The 15,034-nt window shown below is 42.8% G+C and carries 13 protein-coding genes; 7 read left to right on the forward strand and 6 right to left on the reverse strand.

Features of this window, described 5'->3' with window-relative positions:
• Positions 1–56: 56 nt before the first annotated feature.
• The 6 genes from AC6IZ0_RS17920 to AC6IZ0_RS17945 all read right to left on the reverse strand — a co-directional run bounded on the left by AC6IZ0_RS17920 (position 57) and on the right by AC6IZ0_RS17945 (position 3,810).
• A complete protein-coding gene (locus AC6IZ0_RS17920; RefSeq protein WP_280801993.1) occupies positions 57–257 on the reverse strand; it encodes a hypothetical protein in 201 nt (66 codons plus the stop codon).
• Positions 258–338: 81 nt separating this feature from the next.
• Positions 339–740 (reverse strand): HEPN domain-containing protein, encoded by a 402-nt coding sequence (locus tag AC6IZ0_RS17925; RefSeq protein ID WP_497724203.1) that lies wholly within the window; start codon positions 738–740, stop codon positions 339–341.
• Positions 724–1,074, reverse strand: a complete 351-nt coding sequence (locus AC6IZ0_RS17930; protein ID WP_497724204.1) for a nucleotidyltransferase domain-containing protein — start codon at positions 1,072–1,074, stop codon at positions 724–726. The genes AC6IZ0_RS17925 and AC6IZ0_RS17930 overlap by 17 nt, the downstream gene beginning before the upstream one ends.
• Positions 1,075–1,115: 41 nt before the next feature.
• Entirely contained in the window at positions 1,116–1,457 is a 342-nt protein-coding gene (locus AC6IZ0_RS17935; RefSeq protein WP_497724205.1) for a nucleotidyltransferase family protein, read from the reverse strand.
• 206 nt (positions 1,458–1,663) lie between these two features.
• Positions 1,664–2,986, reverse strand: a complete 1,323-nt coding sequence (locus AC6IZ0_RS17940) for an O-antigen ligase family protein (RefSeq protein WP_497724206.1) — start codon at positions 2,984–2,986, stop codon at positions 1,664–1,666.
• Positions 2,968–3,810 (reverse strand): YaaW family protein, encoded by an 843-nt coding sequence (locus AC6IZ0_RS17945; RefSeq protein WP_497724208.1) that lies wholly within the window; start codon positions 3,808–3,810, stop codon positions 2,968–2,970. The genes AC6IZ0_RS17940 and AC6IZ0_RS17945 overlap by 19 nt, the downstream gene beginning before the upstream one ends.
• 97 nt (positions 3,811–3,907) lie before the next feature.
• Here AC6IZ0_RS17945 and AC6IZ0_RS17950 point away from each other — a divergent pair, with 97 nt between their 5' ends.
• The 7 genes from AC6IZ0_RS17950 to ftsH3 all read left to right on the forward strand — a co-directional run bounded on the left by AC6IZ0_RS17950 (position 3,908) and on the right by ftsH3 (position 14,969).
• Entirely contained in the window at positions 3,908–4,906 is a 999-nt protein-coding gene (locus tag AC6IZ0_RS17950) for an NAD(P)/FAD-dependent oxidoreductase (protein WP_497724210.1), read from the forward strand.
• A gap of 163 nt (positions 4,907–5,069) precedes the next feature.
• Positions 5,070–7,169, forward strand: a complete 2,100-nt coding sequence (locus AC6IZ0_RS17955; RefSeq protein ID WP_497724212.1) for a hydantoinase/oxoprolinase family protein — start codon at positions 5,070–5,072, stop codon at positions 7,167–7,169.
• Positions 7,170–7,231: 62 nt separating this feature from the next.
• Positions 7,232–8,794 (forward strand): hydantoinase B/oxoprolinase family protein, encoded by a 1,563-nt coding sequence (locus AC6IZ0_RS17960; RefSeq protein ID WP_497724214.1) that lies wholly within the window; start codon positions 7,232–7,234, stop codon positions 8,792–8,794.
• A gap of 275 nt (positions 8,795–9,069) precedes the next feature.
• Positions 9,070–11,139, forward strand: a complete 2,070-nt coding sequence (gene dnaK, locus AC6IZ0_RS17965; protein WP_271730561.1) for a molecular chaperone DnaK — start codon at positions 9,070–9,072, stop codon at positions 11,137–11,139.
• A 65-nt stretch (positions 11,140–11,204) separates the two neighbouring features.
• A complete protein-coding gene (locus AC6IZ0_RS17970; RefSeq protein ID WP_497724215.1) occupies positions 11,205–12,200 on the forward strand; it encodes a DnaJ C-terminal domain-containing protein in 996 nt (331 codons plus the stop codon).
• A gap of 39 nt (positions 12,201–12,239) precedes the next feature.
• On the forward strand, positions 12,240–13,013 hold the full coding sequence (locus tag AC6IZ0_RS17975) for an aminotransferase class IV (RefSeq protein WP_497726097.1): 774 nt from the start codon (positions 12,240–12,242) through the stop codon (positions 13,011–13,013).
• Between the two features lie 117 nt (positions 13,014–13,130).
• A complete protein-coding gene (gene ftsH3 / locus AC6IZ0_RS17980; RefSeq protein WP_497724216.1) occupies positions 13,131–14,969 on the forward strand; it encodes an ATP-dependent zinc metalloprotease FtsH3 in 1,839 nt (612 codons plus the stop codon).
• Positions 14,970–15,034 lie beyond the last annotated feature (65 nt).

Here is a 15,034-nt window from a genome sequence, read left to right on the forward strand (position 1 = left end):
TGAGGTACAAATTTTTTTAGTTTGAGGGAACAGGGAACAGGGAATTGGTGTGTACTTCATGAGACTGAAAAAGGCTTTATATAACTGTCTTCGGCAATCGATTGATAATTATAAGACAATTCCCTAGGCTTGTCTTGTGCAGACTCCTTGATAAAGCCATTTGATAGTTTACCTAAATCGTGTATAATCCCTGCTACTTCCATAAATAAAATTGTGCGTCTTTGCTCATCTGATGGTTGCCACAAATAATTAGTCATGTCTGATTTCCGTTACATAGATGTTCTGTGATTTTTTGGGTGTGGTTCCACAAACTGACTCTAAACAATTGCATTTTTTCATCAGTTCTCATCTTCTTTAAATTTCACCAATTCTTGAGTAACTTGATTGAATACTTGTGTTGATACAGCTAAGGCTTCTTGGGCATCATTAGGATCTGCGAAAGCTTCTGAACTGGGTAAAGCATCGGGGTAGCGGGTAGGAAGGTAAAAACGATCAAGAAGTTGGATATCTAAAGCGATCGCCACAAGAGGATTAGGATTAAGTAAATTCACTAAATCACTAAGCCGATGACTGCGGGGTGGAGTTTTTCCTTGAGCCGTAAGTAGAGCTTTAATCGCTTTTTCGCTGCATTGCTGGGCATGGAAGCACACTTGATTGTATATGTTATTAGCGATCGCTAATTCTGCCATTTGCAAATCCTCACGAGCAAAAATTAACCACGTTTCATACTCCCTGCTCATACAAAATCTTGCCTTTCCCTAAAATTTCCTCTCGAAAAAAAGCCCGTTCTTTGCATAAATTCTCAAACTCAACAGGAGTATAGACCAGTATATCAATCCCTACTCGTGGTTGCAGCAACTGAATTACTTCTTTAGTGCGATCCAAAAAACGTTGCGTCGTTTCTTTAACTATGACTAAATCAAGGTCAGACCATTCATGGGTTGTCCCACTTACCATTGAACCAAATAATATAACTGATTGAGGATTGTAAAAATCCCTTAACAAATCTACATAGCGGTTAAGTTCAGCTAAAAGTAATTGCTGGCGATCGCTCACCTGATTCAATTCAACCATAATTAACTCCCTGGGTTAGATAAATAGGGATTCTAAATCTTCTATTCATCTTCATAAATAACTTTTGCAGATGAAAGAATATTCTGTTTTCGGAGCCAATTATGACTCTGTTCAATAGTCGTTTTTCCCACTAAATCAACTTTTCGACTGAGCATTTTTTCTAATTCTTCTTCAGCATCAATTAAATCTGATAATCTCCAGCGAGTATTAGGTTTGAGGGCATACAAAAAATCTACATCGCTCTGCGCATTGAAATCATCGCGTAAAATTGAGCCAAATACTGATAATTGAGCGATCTGCCAGCGTTGACAAAAGGATTGAATGGCATTCATTGGTAGGGCGATCGCTAATTGTTTAACTGTTTCTGTTTCTGCTTTGCTCATAATCTTTGTAAACAATGTGAGTCAAGTTTATTTACTGGCTTTTACGTAATTCTTGGACTATTTCTTGGGCGCGATCGCACAACTGACCCCCCATCCCACGCACCAGAACTTCCATCTACCAACATAGCTTTTATCAAGCATATCATCGAATTTGTAAAAATCTGGCTATAAAAGCAACTTTCCCGATTCCTTGTATAGATATATCTTCATCTGTGGTCAATGAATTCTTCACCGTACCTATGCAAACGAGAACTACTATATACAACTCCCCAAAGTGCAGAGAAAAATAACCACGAAATTGTATTTAGCCTAAAATCAAATAAAGTTACATCTACGGTGTTGAATATCAACCATTGTAAAATTACAACAATATAACTGAAAAATATCAATTTATCTTTTTTGTCTAAATAGTTGGGTTTCTGCAACAATTGCACACCTGCAAACCATATCCAAGCCAGACAGCCAAAAAATAACAGTGCGATCGGTAAACCAGTTTCAGCAGATAGCATCAAAAATAAATTGTGAGGATGACCTAAATCAATTTGCATCTGTGCTTTGTAGAGGTCGCTAAAACTGCGTAAACCCCAACCTGTCCAAGGCTTTTGCTGAGTTAAAGACCAAGCAAACTCCCATTGAGTAGTTCGCATTAAAGCCACTGGTCTATCTGGATACATTTGATCATTTAACCGCGCCCAAAAGTAAGTCGGAACAAAGCGGCGAAAGGTTTCTGCAATTGGTGAGGGGGCGAAAGCTGCTAACAGGACACTGCTAATTATCCCGGTGACAGTACCAACAATAATATGCCAACCTTGGTAAAGTGCATAGGCTAAACAGGCAATGATTCCCATCACCCAGCCATTACGTGATTCAGTGAAAATCAGAGCTATAAAACTAGTAATTACTGACACAGTTAAAAAAATAAAGTAAGTATTATTTCTATCGCGTAAACTCCATCGTTCCAGCCACAACCCCAATCCCAAAGTAAAAGCGATCGCTAAATAAGCAGCCAAAAGATTGGCGTGCATGAATATAGAGGACATACGCCCCGGTGGAACTCCTCCCGCAGACAGACCTAAATCTAATAAAATCCACAAAACTTGTAACTGCAAACTCCAACCCCAAAACATCTGCCCAAAGCCCATAATCACCACTGGTACGGAACCAATGACGAAAATCGCCCCTATTTGCCGCAGTTGGGCTGTGGTTTTAATTAGGCTACTCAGTCCGGCAAAAACTACAAAGAATGGTAATAAATTAAACAAGCCTAGAAAAGCCTGTGTTTTCTCATCGGCAACGGCGGAACTAATTATCAGTAATAGACTTAACACAGCAAATCCCCAGTTTAGGGGACGGTGCATAATTCTATGGTATTGTTTATGACAAGTAATTAATGCTGCCAACAGTATACTCACACCCCCTAAAAACGGACTCAAGGGAAAAATCAGCAGTCCAATTTGAGTCAGATTCCAAGGGGTTTGTAAACTAGGGTGGGGATGATAAAAAGCTAACTTCAAGCTGGTTCCCAACATTCAGCACGAGTGAGACGAATTTGTGCCAGAGCAAATATGGTGGGGATGATCCGACCATAGTTAGTAGAGATCGCTCTCCATCCTAAATCTGCAAAAAACCAAGTCCACATCACTGGGCCAATGAAGCTAAAAACACTACGCACTGCACCATAACGAGCCGCATTCATAGTCATACCCCGCCGCGCCATTTGTAGAGCTACATAGCCTTTAAATTGGCTAGTTGCTGCTTGAGAACCGGCGATCGCAGTCTGTTTAGCTACTTGATATTTAGCAAAGTGGATGGCAAATTGGCGCGCTATCTGTTGCAATACCAATGGCTGCAGAATAGAAGTAACAGCCAAGGCGCTACCACCTTTAACCAGTAATCCCAATTGGTCGCCATGTAATAAAAGTGGTAGGGGTTGTTGGATTTGTGACTGGCACAGTTGACGTTGCACCTGCTGATTTAATTTTTGTTTCTCATTTTCCGGCAGTTTTTTCCACACCTGTCCTAATAGATGTAAAAATAACTCCGCCTCTAAATCAACGGTCGTCAATTCTCTAGAATAGGGAATTTTCAAATATTTACAGACCTGAATTAATGCTTGACGGTAAGTTACCTGACTTGTACGCCCCCGTAATACTGTGATCCCATCCGCGGCTAAAAACCGAAACCGATTCTCTAATGTGTCTAGCCAAGCTTCGCGGCTTTGGCTTTGTACCTCAATCGGTTCAGGTGTATGAACATAATCTAGGGGATTAAATTTACGACTAAACAAAATTGCCGTTAAATCCTGCAATTCCTCTTGTGTCGCTAACTCCAGCGCCGCCCTCAGTTCATCCAATTTCTCTTCCTCTCTTTGTGCAGCCTTTATGTAGTTTATTCTACTATTAGCAATTGTTGGTCATTGCTCATCCCCAGTCCTACAGAGTCAAGAATTTATGACTGATATTGCCATAATTGGTGCCGGAATGGCAGGTTTAATATGCGCTCAACGTTTAACTGAGGCTGGATACTCGGTGGTAGTCCTCGAAAAGTCCCGTGGTTTCGGGGGACGACTCGCTACCCGTCGATTACATGGAACTTGGGCAGACCATGGGGCTTGTTATTTACAGCCTCATGGTGAATTATTCGCAAATTTGGTACAATCTTTATGCGATCGCCATATCCTAGAGCTATGGCAAGATCAGCCTCAACCCCGTTATATTGCACCCGCGGGAATGAGTACCATTGGTAAGTTTCTCGCCCAAGGTTTAGAAATCCAACTGAATCAGCGGGTCACAGCCATTCACCCTCATTCCGCAAATACTTGGTGTCTGACTCTTGAATCTAGCGCCGAATTAACAGCCACAGCCATAGTTCTCGCTATCCCCGCTCCCCAGGCTTTGGCACTTTTGTCCCCATTGGGCGAACATATTTTGGGTAAAGCATTTTTGGATAGTTTGACCTCTGTAGAATTTTATCCTTGTATTAGTGCGATCGCAGGATATCCCCCTACATCCCCACTACCACCTTGGAAGGAGCGGAAATTTACAGATGAGCCGGTTTTGGGATGGATGGGTTTAGACAGCAGCAAACGCCCCCATCCTCAACAACCTGTATTTGTCTTGCAAAGTAGCGCTAATTTTGCCCAACTACATTTAGAAACCCCAGATTTACAACCCGTTGCACAGGAGATGTTGCAAACCGCCGCCCACAGTTTGGGGCTTCCTGGACTAGCAACACCAGACTGGATGCAAGTACATCGCTGGCGTTACGCTTTTCCCAGTCGTCCCTGGCCACATCCTGTATTATCTGCCCAAAGTCCCCTACCTTTAGTATGTTGTGGTGATTGGTGTGGTGGTAATCTTACTGAAGATGCCATGATTTCTGGAATTGCTGCATCTGTAGAAATTAATCATTACTTGCGCCAGTTACCAGATATATCAATTCTCACATAGATTATGGCATTTCCCATGCTCGTGAGGTACAAATTTTTTTAGTTTGAGGGAACAGGGAACAGGGAACAGGGAACAGGGAATAGGGAATTGGTGTTTACTTCATGAGCCTGAAAAAGGCTTTATTATAAATCTTCTGATTATATACCATAGGGTAAATTGATAAATGTTAAAAGTATTTGCTGACCGCGGTGGTACATTCACAGATATTATTGCTGTCACTAATAGCCAGACAATTATAGATCGGCTCTCAGGGCATACAGAACGTTTTTTGATAGTTCCTCTGACACCTCAAGAATGGGTTATTGTCTACAAATTACTTTCAGAGAATCCCACACAATATCAAGATGCAGTTATCCAAGGTATTCGGGATATTATGGGTCTTTCAACTCATGAACCCATTCCCCATACAGTCATAGAAGTAGTCAAAATGGGGACAACTGTCGCCACCAATGCACTGTTAGAAAGGCAAGGAGATCGAGTAGTCCTACTGATTACCAAAGGGTTTAAAGATGCCCTGCGTATTGGCTACCAAAACCGCCCTGATATTTTTGCCCGTCACATCATCTTACCAACTATGCTTTATGAACAAGTGATTGAGGTAGAAGAACGCTATGATGCTCATGGCAACGAATTAACACCTGTTAATATTACACAATTACAACAGGATTTACAAGCAGTTTATAATACAGGTATTCGCAGTTGTGCGATTGTATTTATGCACAGCGATCGCTATCCCCAGCATGAGCAACAAGTAGCAGCCATTGCCGAGGAAATTGGCTTTACACAAATTTCTGTATCTCACCAAGTTAGCCCATTAATCAAACTAGTCAGTCGAGGAGATACAACTGTCGTAGATGCCTACTTAACCCCAATTTTGCGCCGCTATGTCAACCAAGTAGCCAGCCAATTACCAAATGTTAGATTAATGTTTATGAAGTCTGACGGCGGCTTAGTAGCAGCAGCACAATTTCAGGGAAAAGACAGTATTTTAAGTGGACCTGCAGGCGGTATTGTCGGTGCAGTTCAAACTAGTAAAAGAGCAGGTTTTAATCTAGTAATTACCTTTGATATGGGGGGAACCAGTACAGATGTCGCCCATTTTAAAGGGGAGTATGAACGCCAATTAGATTCTGAAATTGCGGGAGTGCGAATGCGAGTTCCCGTATTATCAATTCACACTATTGCAGCTGGTGGTGGTTCCATTCTCATCTTCGATGGTTCTAGCTATCGTGTCGGACCAAAATCCGCTGGCTCAAATCCCGGCCCGGTTTGTTATCGTCAGAGTGGACCTTTAACGGTGACAGATGCAAATGTCATGTTAGGTAAGATACATCCTCAATATTTCCCCTCCGTCTTTGGTGCTGATGGCAATTTACCTTTAGATAAAGATATTGTCATCCAGAAATTCCAGCAATTAGCACAAGAGATTACCACTGTTACAGGAAATTACCTTACACCCGAACAAGTAGCAGCCGGATTTATGGCGATCGCTGTGGAAAATATGGCTAATGCTATTAAAAAAATCAGTCTACAACGAGGTTATGATGTCACCCAATATGTACTTTGCTGTTTTGGTGGTGCTGGTGGACAAGTCGCCTGTTTAATTGCGGATACTTTAGGGATGAAACAGATATTTCTGCATCCTTATGCTGGTGTTCTTTCCGCCTATGGTATGGGACTAGCTGATGTGAGATCCACCAGAGTAGCAGGAGTAGAACAGCCTTTAAATCAAGACTTAATACCTCAGTTAATGCAGTTGATGGAGTCATTAGAAACCCAAGCAAGAAGTGAACTCAGTCAAAATGAAAGTAGCGTTGAAGCAGCAGTAATTCAAAAACTGGATGTGAAATATGAGGGGACTAATTCTACTTTAAGCATTGATTTCAATTCAGATGTCATGGTCATGCACACAGCATTTATAGATGAACATAAATCTCGCTATGGTTTCATTCAACCCGACAAGCCCTTGATTGTAGAATCTATTTTCGTAGAAGTAATTCAGAAAATGGATACTCCCGAAGAACCTGTAATTAGTCGTACTCGTCCTATAGAATCACCCCCTAAACCGGTGGAAATAGTTAAGATATTCACTGGGGAAAAATGGCATGATACCCCAGTCTACCGCCGTGAGGATTTACAAGTGGGAGATTTGATAAATAGTCCGGCTATTATTGTGGAAAAGATTAGTACAATTGTGGTTGAACCTAACTGGCAAGCAAAATTAAATGAGTGTAATCATTTAATTTTACAACGTGTATCTTAATTAATTAAAAATTCAAATTTATCTGTAAATTTACCTTTAACATCAAAGAATATAAATTAAAAATGTACGCCACAAATCAACCAGATCCAGTCCGTTTAGAAATATTCAAAAATCTGTATCAATTCATCGCCGAACAAATGGGGATTGTGCTGCAAAATACTGCGGCATCAGTGAACATTAAAGAAAGATTAGATTTCTCCTGTGCTATTTTCGATTCTTCAGGATTATTAGTGGCTAATGCTCCTCATATTCCCGTACATTTAGGGTCAATGAGTGAAAGCGTCCGCAGTTTAATCAATGACAAAGGCGACACCATCAAACCAGGTAATGTCTATCTATCCAACAACCCCTATAACGGTGGAACACACCTCCCAGATGTCACAGCTATTACCCCCGTATTTTTAGATGACACTTTGCCCTCTACCCTGACCACTGCACTGTTCTACGTTGCTTCTCGCGGACACCAAGCCGATATTGGCGGTATTACTCCTGGTTCCATGCCTTCCCACAGTACAAAAGTAGAAGAAGAAGGGATTTTATTTGATAATTTTCTTTTAGTTGAACAAGGAATTTTTCAAGAAACCCAAGTAAGAAATTTACTCTCTAATCATCTTTATCCCGCTCGTAATCCCCAACAAAATATAGCTGATTTTAAAGCACAAATTGCAGCCAATGAAAGGGGAGTCAAAGAATTACAGAGAATGGTTGCTCAATATGGACTGGAAACTGTCCAAGCATACATGAAATTTGTTCAAAATAATGCCGAGGAATCAGTAAGAAGAGCAATTGAAGCCATCAAAGATGGATCATTCATTTATGAAATAGATAGCGGTGCCAAAATCGAAGTTAAAGTGAGAATAAACAAAAAAAATCGCAGTGCAACAATTGATTTTACCGGCACATCTGGGCAACTAAGCAGTAATTTTAATGCCCCCAAGGCTGTAACTCAAGCAGCGGTTTTATACGTCTTCCGCACTCTAGTTAATGATAGTATCCCCCTGAATGCCGGGTGTCTGAAACCTTTAGAAATTCTCATTCCTGAAGGCTGTATGCTCAACCCCAGCTACCCAGCCGCAATTGTAGCAGGCAATGTAGAGACATCACAAAACATCGTTGATGCTTTATATGGTGCGTTGGGTGTGAGTGCTGCTTCTCAGGGAACGATGAATAATTTTACTTTCGGTAATGAGCGTTATCAATATTATGAAACCATCTGCGGTGGTTCCGGCGCAGGGGCTAACTTTGATGGTACTGATGCAGTTCAAACCCACATGACTAACTCCCGCTTGACAGACCCAGAAATTTTAGAAACTCGTTATCCCGTCTTGTTAGAAAGCTTTTGTTTACGTCCCAATAGCGGGGGTAAAGGCAAATATTCAGGTGGTAACGGCGTGATTCGCCGGATCAAGTTCCTTGAAGCAATGACAGCTAATATTCTGTCTGGACATCGCCGTGTTCCTCCCTTTGGATTAAATGGGGGAGAACCTGGTCAGGTGGGGCGCAACTGGATACAGCATCAAGATGGAACACAAGAGGATTTAGGCAGCACAGCAACAGTGCAGATGCAGCCAGGAGATGTTTTTGTGATTGAAACCCCTGGTGGTGGAGGGTTTTATCAGTCGTGAGGATTCCTGAAAATGCCCTGTCAATGGATAACCTCAATCCCTCTGGTTTGGGGGGTAGGGGATGACAAAGATAAGATTTCAGCTACTTGGACATACTTAGCATTGTCAATGTTATCCTAGTGTTGCAACTAGCTCCTCAAGCTTAAACTCCTCTACTTCTTACCTTAACAATGACTATCATACCATTGAGGTGTTTTCATCCAATATCCAACAACTAGAGGTAGTACCGCATAATTAAATTAAACGTACAAGACACACTAGGAGAAGAGTAACCCATGGGCAAGGTAGTCGGCATCGACTTGGGTACAACCAACTCAGTAGTCGCCGTAATGGAGGGTGGCAAGCCGGTGGTGATTGCCAATGCAGAAGGAATGCGCACAACCCCCTCTGTTGTCGGCTTCAGCAAAGAGGGCGAAAGGGTTGTTGGGCAAATGGCCAGACGGCAAACTGTTCTCAACCCCCAAAATACATTTTTTGCGGTTAAACGCTTTATTGGGCGGCAGTATAATGAACTCAGCCAGGAATCTAAGCGTGTACCTTATACTATCCGTAAAAACGAATTAGGTAATGTGACAATTCCCTGTCCACGTCTGAAAAAGGATTTCGCCCCAGAAGAAATTTCCGCCATGGTGATCAAAAAATTGGCAGACGATGCTGGTCGCTATTTGGGGGAAACCGTGACAGGGGCGGTAATTACGGTTCCCGCTTATTTTAATGATTCTCAACGACAGGCTACCCGCGATGCTGGCAGAATTGCTGGTTTAGAAGTGTTGCGGATTCTTAATGAACCTACAGCCGCATCTTTGGCTTATGGATTAGATCGGGGTGCAACTGAAACTATCCTTGTTTTTGACTTGGGTGGTGGGACTTTTGATGTCTCAATTTTGGAAGTTGGTGATGGCATTTTTGAAGTTAAAGCTACCAGTGGAGATACTCAACTAGGTGGTAATGACTTTGACAAACAAATAGTAGATTGGTTAGCAGATAAATTTCTGGAGGCTGAAGGGGTAGATTTAAGACGCGAGCGGCAATCTTTACAACGCCTTATGGAAGCCGCAGAAAAGGCGAAAATTGAACTTTCCGCTGTCAGCGTCACCGAAATTAACTTACCCTTCATCACTGCTACGGAGGACGGCCCTAAACATCTAGAGACTCGCCTGACTCGTTCTCAGTTTGAGGGTTTGTGTGTGGACTTGATGGGACGTTTACGTACACCAGTTAAACGCGCACTCAAAGATTCTGGACTCTCACCGGTAGATATTGAAGAAGTGGTACTAGTTGGTGGTTCTACACGCATACCAATGGTGAAGCAGTTAGTGCGTGACTTAATTGGGATAGAACCTAACGAAAATGTTAATCCTGATGAGGTGGTGGCAATAGGTGCTGCTATTCAAGCCGGTATTCTGGCGGGTGAACTCAAAGACGTGCTGCTTTTGGATGTGACACCATTATCTTTGGGACTGGAAACCATTGGCGGTGTGATGAAAAAACTCATCCCCCGTAACACTACTATCCCAGTGCGCCGTTCTGATATTTTCTCTACATCAGAAAATAACCAAAACAGTGTGGAAATTCACGTAGTCCAGGGTGAGAGGGAAATGGCATCAAATAACAAATCACTGGGACGTTTTAAGCTCTATGGCATCCCCCCAGCACCAAGAGGAATTCCCCAGGTTCAAGTATCTTTTGATATTGATGCTAACGGTATTTTGCAGGTGACAGCCCTTGATAGAACCACCGGACGAGAACAAAGTATCACAATTCAAGGGGCTTCTACTTTGAGTGAATCAGAAGTAAATCGCATGATTCAGGATGCTCAAAAATACGCGGATGTTGACCGAGAACGCAAAGAAAGAGTAGAAAAACGCACTCGTTCTGAGGCTTTGATTTTACAGGCAGAACGCCAACTCAGAGAAGTGGCACTGGAATTTGGTATGCAGTTTGCCCGCAATCGCCGCCAGCGAATTGATAGTATTTGTCGGGAACTGCGTGAGAGTCTCCAGGAAAATGAAGATCGCGGCATTGATCAAGCCTATGCTGACTTACAAGATGCTTTATATGAACTAAACCGAGAAGTTCGGGAGTATTATGCTGAGGACGAAGAGGAAGACTTGTTTGGGACGATTCGTGACATTTTTACAGGCGGTGATAAGGAACGGGAACCCAATTTTTCCCGTGATACATATCGCGAACGTGATTCCTATGGCAAAAATTACAACAGAGACTACGATAGGGGTTACAGCAAAGATAGTCGCTACCCAGACTATGATCAGCGTTCCTCTCGCAAGCCTTCTCGACCAAGTTACCAGGATAACTGGGATGATGATGACGATGATTGGTTGTAGTTATTAGTCAATAGTTAACAGTCATCAGTCCCTATTACTACAATTAAAAGTAAAATAACTGAACTATGCAAAATTTGCAGAATTTTCGCGATTACTATGAAATTTTAGGAGTACCTAAGGATGCTTCCGGTGAAGAAATTAAAAAGGTTTATCGCCGGTTAGCAAGACAATATCACCCGGATCTCAATCCGGGAAATAAAGCCGCAGAGGAAAAGTTTAAAGATATCGGTGAGGCTTACGAAGTCCTTTCTGATACAGCCAGGCGATCGCAATACGACCAATTTAGCCGCTACTGGAAACAAAAAGGTTTTACTGCTAGCAAAGCACCCAAATCTAAAAGCTGGTCTGGTTCCTCCAATGGTCGCAGCACCACTGAAGATGTAAATCCCGAACAATTTTCCGATTTTGAGAGTTTTATTAATCAAGTCATTGGTGTAGGGGGTCGTCAAGACACCAGAAATGTTAGTACTAGTACCAAAAGCGATCCATTTCGTTCTCCTAAAAGTCGGGTTGAGTATACGGTTCCTAAAAGCCCACCGCGCACACCCCGCCGAGATATTGAAGCTAGATTAACTTTACCACTGGAAAAAGCTTATGAAGGTGGCAAAGAACGGATTCGCCTAGAAGATGGGCGATCGCTGGAAGTAAATATGCCCCCAGCTATGGTAACAGGTCAAAGTATCCGGTTACGCAATCAAGGTATTGGTGGTGGTGACCTCTACTTGAAAATAACAGTATTGCCCCATGGGCTATTTAAACTAGAAGGGTTCAATATATTTTGCCAAGTTCCAGTCACTCCCTGTGAAGCGGTTTTAGGAGGACAAGTAGAAGCACCGACTTTAGATGGCCCTGTGAAAATGACTATCCCTCCGGGTGTGAGGAGTGGTCAAAGACTGCGGTTAGCAAATAAAGGCTACCCCGGGGAAAATGGTAAACGTGGCGATCAATTAGTAGAAATTCAAATTGTTACACCTAAAAGTATCACACCTGAAGAACGGGAACTTTATGAAAAACTGCGGGAAATAGAAACTTTTAAACCCCGCGCTGATTTATTAGGATGATCTCAAGTAGTAGGTTTAACCCCCAGGGAGGTTAGTTTTATTTATTGGTACCATGGCAAACTCAGAGAATCTCAAACCCTAGAATTAGATATTCACGACCCGGGGTTACTTTATGGGGCTACGGTATTTACAACAGTGCGGGTTTATGAGCAAAGCCTCGATAGTAGTTTAACTAACTGGGTGGCACATTGCCGTCGCCTACTGTTATCAGTACAAGCTTTTGGTTGGCGAGAACCAAGCTGGAATCTGGTGCGTCAAGGTGCAGAAATTCTGGCGGAAAATTTCCCCATTCTCAGAATTACCCTGTTTGCAGATGGGAGGGAGTGGATAACCGGGAGGTTATTACCACCAGATTTAATCACCAAGCAAAAACACGGTATTACCACAACTTTGGCAATGTCGAACTTGTATCGCAGTCTTCCTGCTCATAAAACTGGTAACTACCTCAGTGGTTGGTTAGCGAGGACTCACGCCCAACAGTTAAATTCTCAGGAGGCCATTTTCATCGATGGCGCAGGTAATTGGCTTGAAACTACCACAGGTAACCTTTGGGGCTGGCAAAATGGTAGTTGGTGGACACCACCACTCACAGAGGGAATATTACCGGGAATTGTGCGATCGCAATTGCTCAATCATCTGCCCATGGTGCATGAGTCGCCCTGGAATGCCGAATTAGTCAGGGGATTTGAAGCGATCGCCTACACTAATAGTGTGGTAGAAATTATCCCCATACATACGGTTCACCAGCCTATAGGGTCTCTACAATATAATCCTTACCATTTTAGTTTGGAACAAATCAGAGAGCTTTTCTAACATGACAGCCGTCATGTTATGTTATACCTTAAGATAAGTTAACATAATTCTTAATAATGCCCTCTCATATTAGAGAAGCTACGCTAACTCACACAAAATACAGGAGGATAGACCTCAGTGAATAAAAGATGGAGAAATGCGGGGCTTTATGCACTGCTTTTTATAGTTGTCATCGCTTTAGGAACAGCATTCTTTGACAAACAACCTCAAACCAGAGAAACATGGCGATACAGTCAATTTATTCAAGAAGTTGACAAAGGCAGAGTAGATAGAGTCAGTCTGAGTGCAGACCGCTCTACAGCACTTGTTACCTCCAGAGACGGTGACAAAAAGATTGTGAATTTAGTCAATGACCCTGACTTAATCAATAATTTGAGTAACAAGGGCGTTGATATTTCTGTTCTCCCCCAAACTGATGAAGGATTTTGGTTTAAGGCACTGAGCAGTTTATTCTTCCCTGTATTACTTCTGGTTGGCTTATTCTTCTTACTACGTCGCGCTCAAAGTGGTCCTGGTAACCAAGCAATGAACTTTGGTAAATCCAAAGCCAGAGTGCAAATGGAACCCCAAACTCAAGTTACCTTCGGTGATGTCGCCGGTATTGACCAAGCCAAACTGGAATTAAACGAAGTAGTAGACTTTCTCAAAAACGCCGACCGCTTTACCGCAGTAGGGGCAAAAATTCCTAAAGGTGTATTGTTAGTAGGTCCTCCTGGTACAGGTAAAACCCTCTTGGCTCGTGCTGTAGCTGGTGAAGCTGGTGTACCCTTCTTTTCCATCTCCGGTTCTGAGTTTGTAGAAATGTTCGTAGGTGTGGGTGCTTCCCGCGTCCGCGATTTGTTTGAGCAAGCTAAGACCAACGCCCCCTGTATTGTATTTATCGATGAAATTGATGCGGTAGGTCGTCAACGGGGTGCAGGTTTAGGCGGTGGTAACGATGAACGGGAACAAACCCTCAACCAGTTACTCACCGAAATGGATGGTTTTGAAGGCAATACCGGTATTATCATTATTGCCGCTACCAACCGTCCTGATGTCTTAGATGCTGCTCTGTTGCGTCCCGGTCGTTTTGACCGTCAGGTAGTTGTAGACCGTCCCGACTATTCAGGACGTAGCGAAATTCTTAAAGTTCACGCCCGTGGTAAGACCTTAGCCAAGGATGTAGACCTGGATAAAATCGCCCGTCGGACTCCTGGGTTTACCGGTGCGGATTTATCCAACTTGCTCAACGAAGCTGCAATTTTGGCAGCACGGCGGAATTTAACTGAAATTGCTATGGATGAAATCAATGATGCCATTGATCGCGTCTTAGCTGGACCAGAGAAAAAAGATAGGGTAATGAGCGAAAAGCGCAAAACCCTAGTAGCATATCACGAAGCTGGTCACGCTTTAGTGGGTGCTTTAATGCCCGACTATGACCCAGTACAAAAAATCAGCATTATTCCTCGCGGTCGTGCTGGTGGTTTGACTTGGTTTACTCCCAGTGAAGACCGCATGGATACAGGTTTGTACAGCCGTGCTTATCTGGAAAATCAAATGGCGGTAGCTTTAGGCGGTCGTCTGGCTGAAGAATTAATCTTTGGTGATGAAGAAGTTACCACAGGTGCTTCTAACGACTTGCAACAAGTAGCCCGTGTGGCCCGTCAGATGATTACCCGCTTTGGTATGAGCGATCGCCTCGGTCCAGTGGCTTTAGGTCGTCAGCAAGGTAATATGTTCTTAGGCAGAGATATCATGTCCGAGCGTGATTTCTCCGAAGAAACTGCTGCTGCTATTGACGAAGAAGTGCGTAAACTCGTTGATGCAGCCTATACACGTGCTAAAGAAGTATTAGTTAACAACCGCCACATTCTGGATGAAATCGCCAAAATGCTGGTGGAGAAAGAAACAGTAGATGCTGAGGAATTGCAAGAGATTTTGACAAACAACGATGTCAGAACTGCTGCTTTTGCTTAACTAACTTTGGTTGCAGTTTAACTAAAACTGGGGTGATTCTGGGTTTTCCAGAATTACCCTATTTT

The sequence above is a fragment of the Anabaenopsis sp. NIES-4685 genome (assembly GCF_059725405.1).